Origin of the sequence: Mesorhizobium sp. B2-1-1 (assembly GCF_006442975.2) — a bacterium.
Lineage (GTDB): Bacteria > Pseudomonadota > Alphaproteobacteria > Rhizobiales > Rhizobiaceae > Mesorhizobium.
Genome location: NZ_CP083954.1, coordinates 3,570,138 through 3,587,258 on the forward strand (window position 1 = coordinate 3,570,138; position 17,121 = coordinate 3,587,258).

The window sequence follows — 17,121 nt, forward strand, 5'->3', positions numbered from 1 at the left end:
CAGGGAGGCGGCACGTTGCCGTCTCCCTTCTTTGTGTCGTGACGGAGGAAGTGCGAATGAATGGCTTTGTCCTGGCAATCGACCAAGGCACCACGTCGAGCCGGTCGATTCTGTTCGACGGCGACATGAAAGTCGTCGGCAGCAGCCAGCAAGAATTCACCCAGCACTATCCTGCTTCCGGCTGGGTCGAGCATGACCCGGAAGATATCTGGGCCAGCGTCGTGGCGACCGTGAAGGGCGCATTGAAGAATGCCGGGCGGGAGGCATCGGACGTCGCCGCGGTCGGCATAACCAACCAGCGCGAGACCGTCGTCATTTGGGACAGGGCGACCGGCAAGCCGATCCACAACGCCATCGTCTGGCAGGACCGGCGCACCGCGCCGCTATGCCGGAAGCTGAAGAAGCAGGGATTGGAAAAGACCTTCACCAGGAAGACCGGCCTGCTGCTCGATCCGTATTTCTCCGGCACGAAGATAGCCTGGATGCTGGACAAGGTGAAAGGCGCCAGGAGACGCGCCGAGAAAGGCGAATTGCTGGCCGGCACCATCGACAGTTTCCTGATCTGGCGCCTGACCGGCGGCAGGGTGCATGCCACCGACGCCACAAACGCCTCCCGCACGCTAGTCTACAACATCGAGAAGAATGCCTGGGACGACGAGCTGCTGGCCATCCTGAACATTCCGGCAAGGATGCTCCCCGAGGTGAAGGACTGCGCCGATGATTTTGGAATCACGCAGAAAAATCTCTTTGGCGCCGAGATAAGGATCCTCGGCGTTGCCGGCGATCAGCATGCCGCGACCATCGGCCAGGCCTGTTTCGAGCCCGGCATGATGAAATCGACCTACGGCACCGGCTGTTTCGCGCTGCTCAACACCGGCACCGACCTGGTGCGCTCGAAGAACCGGCTGTTGACCACGATTGCCTATCGGCTGAACGGCAAGACCACCTATGCGCTGGAAGGATCGATCTTCATCGCCGGCGCCGCCGTGCAGTGGTTGCGCGACGGCATCAAGGTGATCGGCAAGGCCGAACAGAGCGGCAAGCTGGCGGCCGAGGCCGATCCGACCCAGGACGTGTATCTGGTGCCGGCCTTTGTCGGGCTCGGCGCGCCCCACTGGGATGCCGAGGCGCGGGGCGCGATCTTTGGCCTGACCCGCAATTCGGGGCCGGCGGAGTTTGCCCGCGCCGCGCTCGAATCCGTCGCCTACCAGACGCGCGACCTGCTCGATGCCATGCGCAAGGATTGGAAGGGTACGGCGGCCAAGACGGTGCTTCGGGTCGACGGCGGCATGGTGGCATCCGACTGGACCATGCAACGGCTGGCCGACATTCTTGACGCGCCGGTCGACCGTCCGACCATTCTGGAGACGACCGCGCTCGGTGCCGCCTGGCTCGCCGGCTCGAAGGCGGGCGTGTGGCCGAAGGCGCGGGAATTCGCCAAGACATGGGCGCTCGACCGGCGCTTCAGACCGGACATGGAACCAGCGGTACGCTCGGCCAAGCTGGCGGGGTGGCGCGATGCTGTTCGCAGGACGCTGAGCGTGCCATAACCAACAGTCAGATCGGGCGAGGGGGAAATGAAGCCAAACTGGTACTCTGCTTGGCGCGCCGAGGCTATCAAACAACTTGAGGCCAAGAATAAGCGCTTGGAGGAAGAATTCCGCATCGGCCACTGGTCGCGCTATGACTTGAGCAACGGAAAGCTCTTGTTCTCCAAGGACGGAGCGATCAAGGTGATCACCGAAATCCAGATCGCCGGTTCCACGAATGTCAAGGCACAGAACTGGCTCTGGGCGTGGGCAAATTCAAATCTGCCCGATAGTCTTCTTAGAGATGCAAAGCTGGTTCGGTTCTTCGGCGAGAAGAACGGCATTGACGAACTGGCTCAGGCTTACGTGATAGATGGGGATCAGCTGGAAGTGCTGGGTTGGGAATTGGCGGCCGTCACGGTTCGAATTTGCGATGCCGTCGGAGCGTACCGATCACCCCGTGGTGAAGGTGGCGCACTTTATTATATCTTCAAGACCATTAATTGGGCCAGCTGATCACAGCCTGCCCGGGGACCGTCCTCGCACGACAGAAAGCCCGCGCCATTTCCGGCACGGGCTTTGACTTTCTATCCCTCTGACGAACACTGTCGCCCATCAGTAGGGTGAAATGCACTGCTGGCGCGGGCCGTTATACGGCTGGAACGTGTTGTCGGATGCGCGGTAGGAACGGTAACGGTCATAGCACCACTGCACATGCGAATTGCCTTCATAGACGCGGTTCCGGTTGTTGGCGATCGCGCCGGTTATCAGCGCGCCAGTGGCGAAAGCAGCCAGCGGGAACCAGAAATCGCCGTGACGGCGATAGCCCGGGCGATATTCACGGTAGCCGCGATGGCCGTTCCAGTAGGCTCCGCGGTTGTCGCGGTAGAAGTTGCGGTTGCCGCGAAACTCGCCGCGGAAGTTACGGCGCCGCTCCCAGGGCCTGTACTGCACGGTCTGGACATCGGACGAGACCGATGCAGGCTGCGGCACATAGGCCGGTGCGGCTTCGACCGGCATGGCCGCCGCCACTGCGAACGAAGCTGACAGTGTGGTCGCCAGCAAACCCGACAGGACTTTGTTCATGATCTTCTCCTTGAGAGGTTGACGTCCCTTGTGGCGGAGGAAACGGACACGCTCGCGAATTGTTCCTGGAAAAAAAGGCAAGTTGCTGATTTGTAATGTTTCTCCGGTTTGGGATCGATGGAGGCCACAGGGTCTTCGCCTGGCTGGCAAAGGTTCGGCATGTCCTTGCCGAAACGGTCGGCCGGGAGAGCCGGCACGGCGGGAACGCATGGCTTGGTGGCCCCGTTTTTTCCGGTTGACCGGTCGAGGCACTCTCCCTATGTTCCGCGCAATTTCGAGGGCGCCGTTTCCAGCCCACGGGAGCGCGTAGCTCAGCCGGTAGAGCAACTGACTTTTAATCAGTAGGTCTCGGGTTCGAACCCCGACGCGCTCACCACTCAGTCCCGTGACAAATGCACGTTCAGGACAGCGGCTTTTTTGGCGATCAGTCCTTCCAGATCCGCGTCCGATCGGGTGGTGCCGGTGCGTTGGCGCAGCAGGGAGATCATCGCGCTCATCGAAAGCGGGGCGGTTTTTTGCTGAATCAGGATCGCGTCCACCGCGCCGGCAACGTCGGGGCCTTCCGCTGGTGCTCTCATGGTCGGATCCTTTCTGTCCAGCTCCGCCTCGGTGCCGCCGACCGATCCTCTGATGCCGCGGTCAAAGACGACGGCCAACCCGTTCTTGACGGCGAGGGCCGCGACCATGTCGTCGAGTTCGTGGTCCGAAAAGCTGCGGTCGGAAGGCGTGGGTTTCAGGATTCTGTGAATCACCCTGGCGGCCTGGTCCGTCGAAACATAGCCGAAGCGCTGTTTTCTAGCTTCGACATATTGTTCGATGATCATGTCAAGCCGGCGGGCTGCAATGTCCTTTGATTGCTGCATCGGAACCTCCTCGGGTCGTCATGGCGCGCAGGAGCAGCACCTAAAGAGATAGGGCCGCCCGGAAGAACATCAAACATGAGAAATGACGCATCTGCCGATGGCGGAGGAACGATCGCGCCGCTGATGCATTTTTGCCTTTGACCAGCTTATTGAGGGAACGCAGGCCAATGAAGATCGCCCATATCGCGCCGCTGTATGAATCCGTGCCGCCAAGGCTCTATGGAGGCACCGAACGCATCATCTCCTATCTCACCGAAGCTCTGGTCGGGCTCGGCCACGATGTAACGTTGTTTGCCAGCGGCGATACCAGGACCTCCGCCCGGCTGGTCGCGTGCCGGGAACGGGCGCTGCGCCTCGATCCCCGGCCGTTGAAGTCGGAGATCGCGGCGCATCTTTCGATGCTCGAGGAAGTCAGGAAACAGGCCGACGATTTCGACATTCTTCACTTCCATCTCAGCCACTTCCTGCATTTCCCGTTTTTCCGCCATATGCCGGAGCGCACGGTGACGACGCCGCATGGCAGGCTGGACTATGTGGATCTGGCACAGGCCTATGAGCGGTTCCCGCGTTTTCCGATGATTTCCATTTCACGCAGCCAGAGGACGAGGCTCGCGTCCGCCAACTGGTTGGCGACCATCCATCATGGGCTGCCGCTCGATCTCTATAGGCCGGATTTTGAAGCCGGCTCCGACGGCACATATCTGGCGTTCCTCGGCAGGATGTCGCGCGACAAGCGGCCGGACCGGGCGATCGAGATTGCCAGGCGCACGGGCCTGAGGCTCAAGCTCGCGGCCAAGGTGGGCGACGGCGACCGGGCCTATTTCGAGGAGGTCGTCCAGCCGCTGATCGATGGCGATCGCGTCGAATATGTCGGCGAGATCAGCGAGGACCAGAAGAGCAGGTTTCTCGGCAATGCCGCTGCCTTGCTGTTCCCCATCGACTGGCCCGAGCCTTTTGGTCTGGCGGTAATCGAGGCGATGGCCTGCGGAACCCCTGTCATGGCTTGGAGCTGCGGCGCCATGCCCGAGATCATCGATCACGGTGTGACCGGCTTCGTCGTCGAAACCCTCGAGGATGCCGTCGCCACCATGCCGGCCCTGCTTCAGCTCGACAGGCGCCGGATAAGGGCCGTTTTCGAAGGACGGTTCTCGGCCGACCGCATGGCGCGCGACTATGTCGCCACCTATTCACAGGCGATCGACACTCAACAAATCAGGGCTTCCTAGTACAGTGCCCCGTTCAGAAACAAGCACGGGACAGTCTTCTTGACCATCACCCAACTTGACGAGCGCAAGCTTGATCCCGCAATAGCCCTGGCCTCCCTGGACGAAACCGCGCCGAGGGAACCGCACCGGCTCTTCGCACTCAAGCATGGCGACTGCTTCGCCGTCGCCGATTCCTATGGCGACATACGCGGTGTGGGCGACGGCTTCTTCCGCGACGACACGCGCGTGCTTTCCGAATTCCGCCTCGCGGTGGGCGGTCGTTCGACGTCGCTGCTGGGCGCATCGCTGAGCCAGGACAATGTCCTGTTCACCTCCAACCTGACCAATCTGCCTATAGAGAGTGCCGGCGGCCGTCCCATCCCGCAAGGAGCGATCCACATCGAGCGTGTCAGGCTGCTGTGGGAGGACCGGCTGTATGAGCGCCTGACCCTTTCCAACTACAGCCAGGAACATTCGACCGTCCTGCTTTCGCTGCGCTTCGCCGCCGATTTCCGCGACATGTTCGAAGTTCGTGGCTCGACACGCGCCAAACGAGGCACCGCCCATACCGCCGAGATGGACCAGAACTCGGTTCTGCTTCGCTATGAAGGCCTGGACAAGGTGGTGCGTACGTCGACGATATCGTTTTCGCAGAAACCCGACGAATTGACCTCCGACCGGGCGGATTTCTTCATTGCAGTCACCAAACGCAGCCGCAAGACACTGTATGTCGAGGTCGGCAGCGAGATGGCCGATGTGCCCGACCGCGACCGGTTTCGCGCCGCAGCGGCGCGCGCGCGTTTCGGCATGCGCGCCAAGCGCCGCCATGGCGCGACGCTGCACAGTTCGGGCAGGGTGTTCAACGACTGGATGGAGCGCGCCCGTGCCGATGTGGCGCTGCTCACCACCGAACTCGCGACCGGCCCTTATCCCTATGCCGGCATTCCGTGGTTCTCGACGGCCTTCGGCAGAGACGGCGTGATCTCGGCGTTGCAGATGCTCTGGCTCAATCCCGGCCTGGCGCGCGGCGTGCTTGCCTTTCTCGCGCAACATCAGGCGACCGAAACCTCGCCCTTCAGCGACTCTCAGCCCGGCAAGATCATGCATGAAACGCGCAAAGGTGAAATGACGGCGCTGAGCGAGTTGCCGTTCGGCCGCTACTATGGCGGCGTCGACACCACCCCGCTCTACGTTCATCTCGCCTGCGCTTACGCGGACCGCACCGGCGACATGGTCTTTATCGACGGCCTGTGGCAGTCGCTATGTGCAGCCGCCGAATGGATCGAGGCGGCAAGCGCTTCGACCGGATTCGTCACCTACCGGCGTGCGGCGGAGTCAGGCCTCGCCAACCAGGGATGGAAGGACAGCTTTGATTCGGTCTTTCATGCAGACGGTCGTATCCCGAAGGGGCCGATCGCGCTGGTCGAGGTGCAGGGCTACGTCTTCGCGGCGTTCCAGGGGCTGGCGAGACTGGCTCGCCGGCGAGGCGAGACAGAAAAGGCGGAAGGCTGGGAAAGGCGGGCCGAAGAGATCCGCCGGCGGGTTGAAAGTCATTTCTGGATCGAAGAGCTGGGTTACTACGCGCTGGCGCTCGATGGCGACGGCCGACCATGCGAGGTGCGCACGTCCAATGCTGGACATCTGCTCTATGTGGGGCTTCCGGATCCGGATCGGGCGCGGATCGTCGCCGATCAGTTGCTGTCGGCTTCTTTTCACTCCGGCTGGGGATTGAGGACGCTCGCCGACGACGCAATATTCTTCAATCCCATGTCGTATCACAATGGCTCCATCTGGCCGCACGACACGGCGATATGCGCGGCAGGCCTTGCGCGGTACGGCATTCGCGACAATGTGGTGCGGCTGATGAGCGGGACGTTCGAATCCGCCGTCCATTTCAACATGCGCCTGCCCGAACTTTTCTGCGGCTTCACCCGCGCACCGGGCGAGGCGCCGATCGCGTATCCGGTCGCTTGCCTGCCGCAGGCCTGGTCGGCAGGTTCCGCCTTCATGCTGATGCAGGCCTGTCTGGGCCTCCATATCGACGGCTGGGCCGGCGAAATCCATGTCACAAGGCCGCGCCTGCCAATCGGCATCGACAGCCTGGTGATCCGCCATCTCGCGGTGGCGGGCACGGCAGTCGACCTGACGTTCCAGCGTGTAGGAGATCGTGTGGGCGCGTTCCTGGCCGACCGCCATGAAGGGTTGGCGCCTTTGATCGTGCGCAGCTAAAAACCGGAACCATCACCGGCGACGTGCGTTGCACCATCTCCCCCGCGGAGAGGCGCGACCTAGGCCGGAGCAATTCACATCGATGCCAGACAACAATTTTGACTTCCTCCACTCTGCCTCCGCTCTATGGTTCGTCATTCTTGCCAGCCTCTGCGTTTCCCTTGTTGCCTTGGTGATTTCCGCGCTGCGATCCCGCCGGACCCCGTCGGAGCCGGCGAATGTCGAGCCTCCACCGGCTCGCGTCGTATTGCGGGAGTTCGAAAAGAATGGCCATTCCGCCGACGCGGCGCTCGTCAACTGGTCACCCTCGACACTGCGCGAAATACTGGCAAAGGAACTGCCGGACGCGCAAGTGATCGTCGTCTCCAACCGCGAGCCCTACATTCACAATCTCAGGGACGACAATGTCGACCTGGTTGTGCCGGCCAGTGGACTTGTCTCGGCGCTGGAGCCGATCACCCGTGCCTGCGCGGGGACCTGGATAGCCTATGGCGGCGGTTCGGCGGATCATCTCGTCGTCGACCAGCACGACCGCATCGAGGTCCCACCTGAGAACCCGTCCTACACGTTGCGCCGTGTCTGGCTGACCGACGAGGAACAGCAAGGCTATTACCTGGGCTTTGCCAATGAGGGTCTCTGGCCCCTGTGCCACATAGCCTTTACGAGGCCCGTCTTCCGCACGTCCGACTGGGAAACATACGAAGCCGTCAATCGCAAATTCGCCGATACCGTCGTTGCCGAAGCCCGGAACGAACGCCCGATCGTCCTCGTCCAGGATTATCATTTCGCGCTGCTGCCGCGAATGATCCGGGAACGCCTGCCCGATGCGATCATCATCACCTTCTGGCACATTCCGTGGCCGAATTCGGAAGTCTTCAGCATCTGCCCCTGGCGGGAAAAGATCCTGGACGGCCTGCTGGGGAGCTCGATCATCGGCTTTCATACGCAGTTCCACTGCAACAACTTCATCGAGAGCGTCGACCGCTTCCTGGAAAGCAGGATCGAGCGCGAGGATTCGGCCATTTCCTACGGCGGCCAGACCAGCCTGGTCCACGCCTATCCGATCTCGATAGAGTGGCCGCCGGCTCAACTCGGGAAATTGCCCGCCATCGCGCAGTGCCGCGCGCGCATTCGCGAAAAATTCGGGCTGGCGGACAATGTCAGCCTCTGTGTCGGCGTCGAGCGCCTCGATTATACGAAAGGCATTCTCGACCGGTTTCACGCATTGGACGAACTGTTCAAGCAACACCCGGAGTGGATCGGCAAGGTGGCCTTCCTGCAGATCGCGGCGCCAAGCCGTGGAACCTTGCCGGCCTACCAGCAACTGCACGAGGAATGCCTGCGTTGCGCGGCGGAGCTCAACGAGCGTTATGGCCGGGACGGCTACACGCCTGTCTTGATGGTGGCTGAACACCATTCCCAGGAGCAGGTCTACGAAATCTACCGGGCCGCCGATGTCTGCATGGTGACCAGCCTGCACGACGGAATGAACCTGGTCGCCAAGGAATTTGTCGCCGCACGCGACGACGAGCAGGGCGTGCTGATGCTCAGCATGTTTGCCGGCGCTTCCAAGGAGCTTCTCGAGGCGCTGATCGTCAATCCTTACGACGCGACGATGATGGCCGAGGCGTTGCTGCAGGCATTGACCATGGTGCCCGCCGAGCAGCGCCAGCGCATGCAGCGCATGCGCGAGATCGTCCGCGACAACAATGTCTATCGCTGGGCGGGCAGCATGCTTCTCGACGCCGCCCGCTTGCGCAAGCGAATCGCGATCGACCCCGCCGGGCCGGGCTCCGTTGCCGCGGCCAATGTGATATCGCTGCTTGATCGCAAACGGGTCGCGGCGCTGTGATGTCGGGATCGGCAAATCTGTCCGTGCCGACCGTCCCGCAAGGCCGATGGGCACTCTTCCTGGACATTGACGGTACGCTTCTGGAACATGCCGCGCATCCCGACGCGGTGGTCGTCGGCGATGCGTTGCGAAGCATGCTGACAAGACTAGACGGGCGTCTGGCTGGCGCTCTTGCTTTCATTACAGGAAGATCCGTTTCCGCCGTCGACCGGCTCTTCCAGCCGCTGCGCCTGCCGGCTGCGGGTCTATACGGCCTGGAGCACCGGCTTGTCCGTGACGGGCCTGTCGAGGCGGCCGACGAGCCCGCCGACATTGCCGCGCTTGCCGAGGAAATCGAGGCGGAACTGGACAATGTGGATGTCTATATCGAGCGCAAGGGCCCGATCCTGGCCATTCATACGCGTGCGGCGCCGCAGTTGCTGCAACGGGCGACGCAACTGGTCGAACAGGCACTGGAGCGGCTTCCGCAGGGATATCGGGTTCTTGCCGGCAATGCCGGGGTGGAACTGATGCCGCTCGAAGCGGCCAAGGGAGCGGCAATCAGGCGTTTCTGCGAGTTGCCGGCTTTCCGGGGGCGGGTTCCCGTATTCCTCGGAGACGACACGTCGGATGAGAACGGCTTCGAAGCCGTCAATGAAATGGATGGCATTTCGGTCCGCATCAAACCGCAAGGGAAAACCGTGGCGCGCCACGCGCTGGCCGATGTCGGCGAGACCCTGGCCTGGCTTGAATCCCTATGCCACGACCGATCCGGCACGAGCCGGTTTGAGGAGGCGGTCCAGCCCACTGTCCGGCAGAGTTGAGGGGCAAAACGCATTGCGCCTTTGAAGAACGGGTTTCAGGAGTTGATCAATGGGCCAGTTCACCAGCCTCATTCACGAGATCATGCCCGCATGGCTCTGGCGGCGTTCGCGCCGGCGTATGCAGGACACCGAGACAACTTTCGATCCATCACGTCCCGAAGATGCCGACGCCGTCTGGCGAAAGGCCGTCGAGAGGGACCTGTTCGGCGCAAACACGCCCGACTATACCGAGACCGAACAGAAGAAGCGCGATCACCACTGACGGAGGCTGTCAGCCTTCCGCGAAGACCAGCGAGACATTGCCGCCGGCATGCCGTTCGAGCCGGCCGGCGAGGTCGAGCTCCAGGAGCACCATGAACACCTGGGCCGGATGCAGGCCGGTGTGGCGGATGATCTCGTCGATCGCCACCGGCGTCGGGCCGAGCGCTTCGGTCACCCTGGCGCGGTCGTTCTCGCCGGGTGGCGGCGTGGCCGAGAAATCGGGGGGATCTTCAAAGGGCGGCAGTTCGGGGGCCCGCAAACCGGTCAGCGGCGCGATTGCCCTGTGAATGTCGGCGGCTTCGGTGACCAAGGTGGCACCGTCCTTGAGCAGGCCATTGGTGCCGGCGGCGCGTGGATCAAGCGGCGAGCCGGGTACGGCGAAGACCAGCCGGCCCATTTCGCCTGCGAGCCTGGCGCTGATCAGGGACCCGGAACGCTGCGCCGCCTCGACCACCACCAGACCGACTGCCGCGCCCGCGACGAGGCGGTTGCGGCGCGGAAAATCCTGGGCACGCGGCTGCCAGCCGAACGGCATCTCCGAAATGATGGCGCCGCCGCGCTCGACGATCTCGTCGCACAGGCCGGCATTCTCAGGCGGGTAGGGCAGATCGAGGCCTCCGGCCAGCACGCCGATCGTGCCGGTCGAGAGGCTGCCCTGATGTGCTGAAGTGTCGATGCCGCGCGCGAGGCCGGAGATGATGGCGTAACCGTCGCGGCCAAGGTCGGTCGCCAGCATGCGCGCCATCTTGATGCCGGCGAGCGAGGCGTTGCGGGCGCCGACGATAGCCACCGCGGGCAGCCGAAACACCGCGCCTTCGCCTTTCACCGCCAGCAGCGGCGGCGGATGGTCCATGTTTTTCAACAGGGCGGGATAGTCCGGCTCGCCGATACCGACAAAGCGGGCGCCTGCCAGCCTTGCGGCCTCCAGTTCCGCTTCGGCCTCGGCGATCGAGGGAATGCGGGCGATCCTGCTGGCGCCGCCCGAAATCATCAGTTCCGGCAGCATTTCCAGCGCGACTTCGGCCGAACCGAAGCGGTTGATCAGGTCGCGAAAGGAGGCAGGACCTACATTCTGGGTGCGGATCAGCCGCAGCCAGCTCAACCGCTGCCGGTCGCTGAGGCGCGGTCCGGCGAGCGGCTTGCTCACTCCTTCGCCCCGATTTTGCCCTCGGTGCCGGCAAGCAGGCGTGAAATGTTGGCCCGGTGCTTGATGAAGACGATCAGGCTCATCACGACGAACAATGCGGCAATCTGCGGTGTGCTCAGGAAATAGAGGGCGATCGGCACGGCGACCGCGGCCGTCAGCGCTGCAAGCGAGGAGTAGCGGAACAGGAATGCCATGGCCAGCCAGACGATGGCGAAGATCAGCGCCACCTGCCAGGCAAGGCCGATCAGCACGCCGAGATAGGTGGCGACGCCCTTGCCTCCCTTGAATCCGAGCCAGATCGGGAAGAGATGGCCGAGGAAGGCGCCAAGGCCGGCCCAAGCGCCGAGTTCGGGCGCGAAATGGCCCGCGATCAGCACCGCGGCCGTGCCCTTCAGCGCGTCGAGCAGCAGCGTGGCCGCGGCAAGGCCCTTGTTGCCGGTGCGTAGCACATTTGTCGCGCCGATGTTGCCGGAGCCGATCTGGCGCACGTCGCCAAGCCCTGCCGCACGGGTCAGCAGAAGCCCGAACGGAATCGAGCCCAAGAAATAGCCGAGCACCAGCGCCGGGATCAGGTTGTAAGTCATTGTTCCCCCCGCATTTCCCCCTGACGGGCTGAATTCGGCGCGATGCGCCGCCGCCAGCTCAGACCGAGAACACTGTGCGGCCCGCCACCAGCGTTTGCAAGACCTTGCCCTGCAGGCGCGCGCCTTCGAAACAGGTGTTCTTCGAGCGCGAGCGAATGCCGCTTTCGCTGACGATCCAGGGTTCATCCAGATCGACAAGCGCAAGGTCCGCGACAGCGCCGGGCTTGAGCGTGCCGCCAGGCAGGCCGAACAGCCTTGCCGGCGCCGTGGACAAGGTCTCGATCAGCCGCGGCAGCGGCACGTCGCCATTGTGGTAGAGCCGCAAGGCGGCGCCCAGCAACGTTTCGAGCCCAATGGCGCCGGCTGCGGCGTCGGCGAAGGGCAGGCGCTTGGTGTCGACGTCCTGCGGATCGTGCGAGGAGACGATGATGTCGACCGTGCCGTCCCTGATCGCTTCGATCATCGCCAGGCGGTCTTCCTCGGCGCGCAGCGGCGGGGTCAACCGGAAGAAGGTGCGATATTCGCCGACATCGTTTTCGTTGAGTGACAGATTGTGGATCGACACGCCCGATGTGACGGTCGCGCCGTCGGTCTTCGCGCGCGCCACCGATGCCGCCGCCATCGCCGTCGATATCTTTGCCGCGTGGTAGGAGCCGCGCGTCAGGCGCGCCAGGGCAAGGTCGCGCTCCAGCGGGATGGTTTCGGCTTCACGCGGAATGCCGGAAAGCCCCAGCCAGCTGGCGTAGAGTCCCTCGTTCATCACGCCCGACGACGCGAGGTCGGCATCCTGGGTTTCGTGCACGATGGTTGCGCCGAAATCGCGGGCATAAGTCAGCGCCCGGCGCATCACCAGCGCGCTTGATATGGTGTGGCGGCCGTCGGTGAAGGCGGCGGCGCCGGCCTCGCGCAGCAGCCCGAATTCGGTCATCTCGCGGCCGTCGAGGCCCTTGGTGATGGCTGCGGCCGGGAAAATATTCACGATTGCCGTGTCCTTGGCGGTGCGCAGCACGAATTCGACCAGGGCCACATTGTCGATGACCGGATCGGTATCGGGCATCATGACGATCGAGGTGACGCCGCCGGCAGCCGCGGCGACACTTGCCGACGCGATCGTTTCGCGATGTTCTCCGCCCGGTTCGCCGATGAAGACGCGGCCGTCGATCAGGCCTGGAATGACCGCCTTGCCGGCGCAGTCGATGATGGTGGCGCCCTCGGGCGCCCCCTGGTTCAGCGCAGCCTTGCCGGCGGCGGCTATCTTCTTCCCGTCGACGATGACCGTCCCGGTCTCGTCTACGCCGCGCGAGGGGTCGATGATGCGGGCGCGCTCGAACACCGTAATGGTCATGCGCCGCGGCCCTCATGGTTGCGGCGCGGATCGAGCAGCGCTTCCATCACCGCCATGCGCACGGCGACGCCCATCTCGACCTGTTCCTGGATGACGCTCTGCGGGCCGTCGGCGATTTCCGAAGCGATCTCGACGCCACGGTTCATCGGGCCCGGATGCATCACCAGCGCATCGTCTTTCGCGGCCTTCAGCTTCTCGGCGTCGAGGCCGAAATAGCGGAAATATTCGCGCACCGAAGGCACGAAGGCGCCTTCCATTCGCTCGCGCTGCAGGCGCAGCATCATCACCACGTCGGCATCTTTCAGGCCCTCGGCCATTGAGCCGGTGACGATCACACCCATCCTGTCGATGCCCGCAGGCAGCAGCGTCGAGGGTGCGACGACGCGCACCTGCGCGCCGAGCGCATTGAGCAGCATGATGTTGGAGCGGGCGACGCGCGAATGCAGGATGTCGCCGCAGATCGCCACGATCAGTTTCGACAGCGGACCCTTGGCGCGACGGATGGTCAGCGCGTCAAGCAGCGCCTGTGTGGGGTGCTCGTGCGCGCCGTCCCCCGCATTGACCACGGAGCAGCCGACCTTCTGCGCCAGGAGGGCGGCCGCACCGGCCGACTGGTGGCGGATGATCAATATGTCGGGCCGCATGGCGTTCAGCGTCATGGCCGTGTCGATGAGCGTCTCGCCCTTCTTCACCGAGGAACTCGCCACCGACATGTTCATGACGTCGGCGCCGAGACGCTTTCCGGCCAGTTCGAACGACGACTGCGTCCGCGTTGAGGCTTCGTAGAAAAGGTTGATCTGGGTGCGGCCGCGCAGTGTCGAGGTTTTCTTCTCGGATTGCCGCGAGATCGCGACAGCCCGGTCCGCCCTGTCGAGCAGAAGCTCGATGTCGGCGGGGGAAAGATCGCGGATGCCCAGAAGATGGCGGTGGGGATAGAGTGGCAGGGACGAAGCGTCGGTCATCTCAAGGGGCTGCTATAGGGTGGACGTTCCATGGCTGCAAGCGCCAGCTTTGGATTGCGGCTGTTCTCCCCGGTATTTTCGTCGCGAGCCTTGGGCTATATCTAGCCGATGGCTCCGGATTCGTAGCCGCCTGGCAGTAAGGATGAAGCGTGACCGACGACGTGACGAACCAGCCGCCGCCGCTGACAGGCGGCAACGCCTGGCGGGGCGATCCGTTGCTGATCCAGCTTGCCGAGCGCTTTTCCGATCCGGTGCGCAAGGATCTCGACGGGCTCGGCCGCTTCGTGCTGACGCAGGAGGCCCAGGAACTGGCCCGCCTCGCCAATGTCGAAACGCCGAGGCTCAGGACGCATGATCGCCAGGGCCGGCGCATCGATCTGGTCGAGTTTCACCCCGCCTATCACGCTTTGATGCGCCGTTCCGTAGCCAACGGGCTGCACTCCTCGGTCTGGGAGAACGGCGATGCCGAGATCGGCCGCCGCCATCAGGTGCGCGCGGCCCGGTTCTACCTGACGGCCGAACTCGAGACCGGACATCTGTGTCCCATCACCATGACCAGCGCTTCGCTGGCAGCGCTGATGGCGAGCCCGAAACTGTTCCGCGAGTGGGCGCCGCGCGTGACGACGCGCAAATACGATCAGAGCCAAAAGCCGCCGGTCGAGAAGACCGGGCTTACGCTTGGCATGGGCATGACAGAGAAACAGGGCGGCACGGACGTGCGCGCCAATGTAACGAGGGCCGAGCGCGTCGGCAGCGGCTTCTATCGCCTGACCGGCCATAAATGGTTCATGTCGGCGCCGATGTCGGATGCATTCCTGGTGCTGGCGCAGGCGCCGGAGGGATTGTCGTGCTTCCTCGTGCCGCGCGTCCTTGGCGACGGCTCGGGCAACGGCTTCCGTTTCCAGCGCCTGAAGGACAAGCTCGGCAACCGGTCGAATGCGTCTTCCGAGGTGGAGTTCGTCAACGCGATCGGTGAGATGGTCGGCGAGCCGGGCGCCGGCGTGAAGACGATCATGGACATGGTGACCTTGACCCGGCTCGACTGCGCCGTGGCGTCTTCGGCGATCATGCGGGCGGGTCTGGCCGAAGCCGTTCATCACGCCCGCCATCGCCAGGTGTTCGGCACCAACCTGATCGAGCAGCCGCTGATGCAGCGCGTGCTGGCGGACATGGCGCTCGACGTCGCCGCTGCCACGGCGCTGTCGTTCCGTCTGGCGCGTTCCTTCGACGAGGCGGCGAGCGATCGCGGCGAGGCGGCCTTTGCCCGTGCCATGACGCCGGTCGTCAAATATTGGGTCTGCAAAATTGCGCCGCCGCTGCTCTACGAGGCGATGGAATGCCTCGGCGGCAACGGCTATGTCGAGGAGGCGCCGCTCGCTCGCTACTATCGCGAAGCTCCGGTCAACGCTATCTGGGAAGGATCGGGCAATGTCATGGCGCTGGATGTGCTGCGCGTGCTTGGCCGCGCGCCGGGCCTATTCGAGGAGGTGCTTGCCGGCATCGATCGCGACCTGGGCGCGGGCGGACGCGGCACCATCGGTGTGCTGAAGGCGGCGATGCAAGTCGCCGCGACCGACGAAGGCTCGGCCCGCCTGCTGACGGAGCAACTGGCGCTGTCGGCGGCGGCGGCGGAATTGCGCCGGTTGGGGGCAGGGCGGATCGCCGATGCCTTCGTCGAGACGCGGCTGGCGGGCCAGTGGCGCAACACCTACGGCATGCTCGATTCGCGCCATGATGCGCGCATGATCATCGACACGCTCTATCCGCCAACCACCTGAGCAGCAGCCATGGACCACGCCTTGGTCATTCCCCCGCGCCGTTAACCTTAACAAATGGTTTCCGTTGCGAGGGCTGGCGGCAAAGCCCACTGTGATTCCTGTCGAAGCAGGAATCACGATGCGACAGGTATTGACCTCTTTTCTCGCCTTGCACTGGACGATCGTTTTCGCCCTGCTGGCGATCATCTGCATCGATGGAAACCGCGGCGTGGCCGGGGCGCTTGGGGTGCTGGGCGTGACGATCGAGAGCGCCCGCTTCGTCGATCTCGAAAATGTCGTCGTGGTTGCGCCTCTGGCAACGGCCCTGCTTGTCGTGGCGGTGCTGTTCTTCTGGGCTTTTGTCGAGGCGCTGATCAACAATGCCAGCAATCCGGGCGCCGACAGCGTTGCCCGCATCGCCTTCATCAGCGCTTCCGGCGTGCTGTCGCTGATCTTGGTCGGAGGCGCGGCGCAAGGCATCAACGGGCTGTTCCTGGGCGTCGCCGTGCAATTGGCCGCACTTCTGGCCTCCTATGTCGCCATGCTTGCCGAGCGCCGCACCCTGGCCACATCGGATGAGGTTGAAATCCACGCCACGGCGCACAGCATGGCCAGGGCCGCAGCCCACAATTCGCTGCTTTCGCTGATATCGGGCCGACCCCAGCCGACCCGGAAGGGAGGCCGCTGATGCGTTACATCTTCGCATTGTGGGCGGCTCCGATGGCGCTTTTCTGGGGCTGGTTCTACCTGTCGCTCAACGACATGAATTTCGGCTACGTCATGCTGAGCCGGCAGTTGCATGATTTCGTCTTCCAACTCTACGGCCAGATGCTCGGCATCGACCCGGCAATCATTCCCGGTATGGTGGGAAGAGCCTGTATATTCGACGGCCTGCTGCTGCTGGCGATCTGGGCGTTTCGCCGCCGTCGTGAAATCATCGGCTGGATCAGGAGGCGGCCGGCGGTTCCGGTGCAGTTCGAGCGGCTGCACCGAGCGAGCGAAGCCGGTCCAAAACTCCCTGCAGAATAAAGGCGGCGGCGGCCGAATCGATCTTGCCGGCGCGTTTGGCGCGCGAAAAATCCATCTCGATCAGCGTCCGTTCAGCGGCTACCGTCGACAGCCTCTCGTCCCATAGCAGGAAGGGAAGGTCGCTCAAGGCGGCCATGTTGCGTACGAAGGCGCGCGATTTCTGCGCGCGCGGACCTTCCGAGCCGTCCATGTTGACCGGCAGTCCAATCACCACCGCGCCGGCATTCTCCTTTTGCAGCAGATCCAGCAGCACGGCCGCGTCGAGCGAGAATTTCCGTCGGATGATGACCGGGCGCGGATGCGCGAAGGAAAAGCCACGGTCCGAAACGGCGACGCCGATGGTCTTGTCGCCGAGATCGAGCCCGGCAAGCGTCCTGCCGCCAGCCAGCCGTGCCGGCAATTCCTCGATGGTAATGATAGCCAACGGTTTTCCTTTGACCCGACAGCGCCGTCGCGGCGTTTTGAACAC

General features: G+C 63.6%; 17 protein-coding genes and 1 tRNA gene. 11 read left to right on the top strand and 7 right to left on the bottom strand.

Annotated features, from left to right (window positions below; all coding sequences use genetic code 11):
- Positions 1-56 precede the first annotated feature (56 nt).
- Positions 57-1,550 carry a glycerol kinase GlpK gene (gene glpK / locus FJ972_RS17420; RefSeq protein WP_140525345.1) on the top strand — a complete coding sequence of 498 codons (1,494 nt, stop codon included), beginning with the start codon at positions 57-59 and terminating at the stop codon, positions 1,548-1,550.
- 27 nt (positions 1,551-1,577) lie between these two features.
- Positions 1,578-2,045, top strand: coding sequence for a DUF6882 domain-containing protein (locus FJ972_RS17425; protein ID WP_140525344.1), 468 nt, complete (start codon positions 1,578-1,580; stop codon positions 2,043-2,045).
- 99 nt (positions 2,046-2,144) lie between these two features.
- Here the strand turns inward: FJ972_RS17425 and FJ972_RS17430 are convergent, their stop codons facing one another.
- Positions 2,145-2,615: a BA14K family protein gene (locus FJ972_RS17430; protein WP_140669967.1), complete on the bottom strand. Its 471-nt coding sequence runs from the start codon at positions 2,613-2,615 to the stop codon at positions 2,145-2,147.
- A 300-nt stretch (positions 2,616-2,915) separates the two neighbouring features.
- On the opposite strand from FJ972_RS17430, the gene FJ972_RS17435 reads away from it, so the two are divergent.
- Positions 2,916-2,991: transfer RNA gene (locus FJ972_RS17435), tRNA-Lys, on the top strand.
- 1 nt (position 2,992) lies between these two features.
- Here FJ972_RS17435 and FJ972_RS17440 read toward each other — a convergent pair.
- Entirely contained in the window at positions 2,993-3,478 is a 486-nt protein-coding gene (locus FJ972_RS17440) for a hypothetical protein (RefSeq protein WP_140525342.1), read from the bottom strand.
- A gap of 167 nt (positions 3,479-3,645) precedes the next feature.
- Between FJ972_RS17440 and FJ972_RS17445 the strand changes: the two genes are divergently transcribed.
- The 5 genes from FJ972_RS17445 (at position 3,646) to FJ972_RS17465 (ending at position 9,829) form a co-directional block, all read left to right on the top strand.
- The gene (locus FJ972_RS17445) at positions 3,646-4,704 is read left to right on the top strand and encodes a glycosyltransferase family 4 protein (protein WP_140525341.1); all 1,059 of its coding nucleotides are present in this window, start codon (positions 3,646-3,648) and stop codon (positions 4,702-4,704) included.
- 45 nt (positions 4,705-4,749) lie between these two features.
- Positions 4,750-6,912: an amylo-alpha-1,6-glucosidase gene (locus FJ972_RS17450; RefSeq protein WP_140525405.1), complete on the top strand. Its 2,163-nt coding sequence runs from the start codon at positions 4,750-4,752 to the stop codon at positions 6,910-6,912.
- A gap of 82 nt (positions 6,913-6,994) precedes the next feature.
- Positions 6,995-8,764, top strand: a complete 1,770-nt coding sequence (locus FJ972_RS17455; RefSeq protein WP_140525340.1) for an alpha,alpha-trehalose-phosphate synthase (UDP-forming) — start codon at positions 6,995-6,997, stop codon at positions 8,762-8,764.
- Complete coding sequence (otsB, locus tag FJ972_RS17460) at positions 8,764-9,567, top strand: trehalose-phosphatase (protein WP_140525339.1); 804 nt, start codon at positions 8,764-8,766, stop codon at positions 9,565-9,567. Before FJ972_RS17455 ends, otsB begins: the two co-directional genes overlap by 1 nt.
- 49 nt (positions 9,568-9,616) lie before the next feature.
- Entirely contained in the window at positions 9,617-9,829 is a 213-nt protein-coding gene (locus FJ972_RS17465; RefSeq protein WP_140525338.1) for a hypothetical protein, read from the top strand.
- A gap of 9 nt (positions 9,830-9,838) precedes the next feature.
- On the opposite strand, the gene dprA is transcribed toward FJ972_RS17465, so the two are convergent.
- From dprA to FJ972_RS17485, 4 genes are read right to left on the bottom strand one after another with little or no spacing between them, the layout of a single operon-like run.
- Positions 9,839-10,975 carry a DNA-processing protein DprA gene (dprA, locus tag FJ972_RS17470; protein WP_140525337.1) on the bottom strand — a complete coding sequence of 379 codons (1,137 nt, stop codon included), beginning with the start codon at positions 10,973-10,975 and terminating at the stop codon, positions 9,839-9,841.
- Positions 10,972-11,559: a glycerol-3-phosphate 1-O-acyltransferase PlsY gene (gene plsY / locus FJ972_RS17475; protein WP_140515331.1), complete on the bottom strand. Its 588-nt coding sequence runs from the start codon at positions 11,557-11,559 to the stop codon at positions 10,972-10,974. The genes dprA and plsY overlap by 4 nt, the downstream gene beginning before the upstream one ends.
- A 58-nt stretch (positions 11,560-11,617) precedes the next feature.
- Positions 11,618-12,904: a dihydroorotase gene (locus FJ972_RS17480; protein WP_140525336.1), complete on the bottom strand. Its 1,287-nt coding sequence runs from the start codon at positions 12,902-12,904 to the stop codon at positions 11,618-11,620.
- Positions 12,901-13,866 (bottom strand): aspartate carbamoyltransferase catalytic subunit, encoded by a 966-nt coding sequence (locus FJ972_RS17485; RefSeq protein WP_140525335.1) that lies wholly within the window; start codon positions 13,864-13,866, stop codon positions 12,901-12,903. The genes FJ972_RS17480 and FJ972_RS17485 overlap by 4 nt, the downstream gene beginning before the upstream one ends.
- A gap of 149 nt (positions 13,867-14,015) precedes the next feature.
- On the opposite strand from FJ972_RS17485, the gene FJ972_RS17490 reads away from it, so the two are divergent.
- The 3 genes from FJ972_RS17490 to FJ972_RS17500 all read left to right on the top strand — a co-directional run bounded on the left by FJ972_RS17490 (position 14,016) and on the right by FJ972_RS17500 (position 16,652).
- The gene (locus FJ972_RS17490) at positions 14,016-15,644 is read left to right on the top strand and encodes a DNA alkylation response protein (RefSeq protein ID WP_140525334.1); all 1,629 of its coding nucleotides are present in this window, start codon (positions 14,016-14,018) and stop codon (positions 15,642-15,644) included.
- Positions 15,645-15,762: 118 nt separating this feature from the next.
- Positions 15,763-16,311, top strand: coding sequence for a hypothetical protein (locus FJ972_RS17495; protein ID WP_140525333.1), 549 nt, complete (start codon positions 15,763-15,765; stop codon positions 16,309-16,311).
- Positions 16,311-16,652, top strand: a complete 342-nt coding sequence (locus tag FJ972_RS17500; protein ID WP_140525332.1) for a DUF6105 family protein — start codon at positions 16,311-16,313, stop codon at positions 16,650-16,652. Before FJ972_RS17495 ends, FJ972_RS17500 begins: the two co-directional genes overlap by 1 nt.
- On the opposite strand, the gene ruvX is transcribed toward FJ972_RS17500, so the two are convergent.
- Positions 16,570-17,076 carry a Holliday junction resolvase RuvX gene (gene ruvX, locus FJ972_RS17505; protein WP_140525331.1) on the bottom strand — a complete coding sequence of 169 codons (507 nt, stop codon included), beginning with the start codon at positions 17,074-17,076 and terminating at the stop codon, positions 16,570-16,572. The genes FJ972_RS17500 and ruvX overlap by 83 nt on opposite strands.
- Between the last annotated feature and the right edge of the window lie 45 nt (positions 17,077-17,121).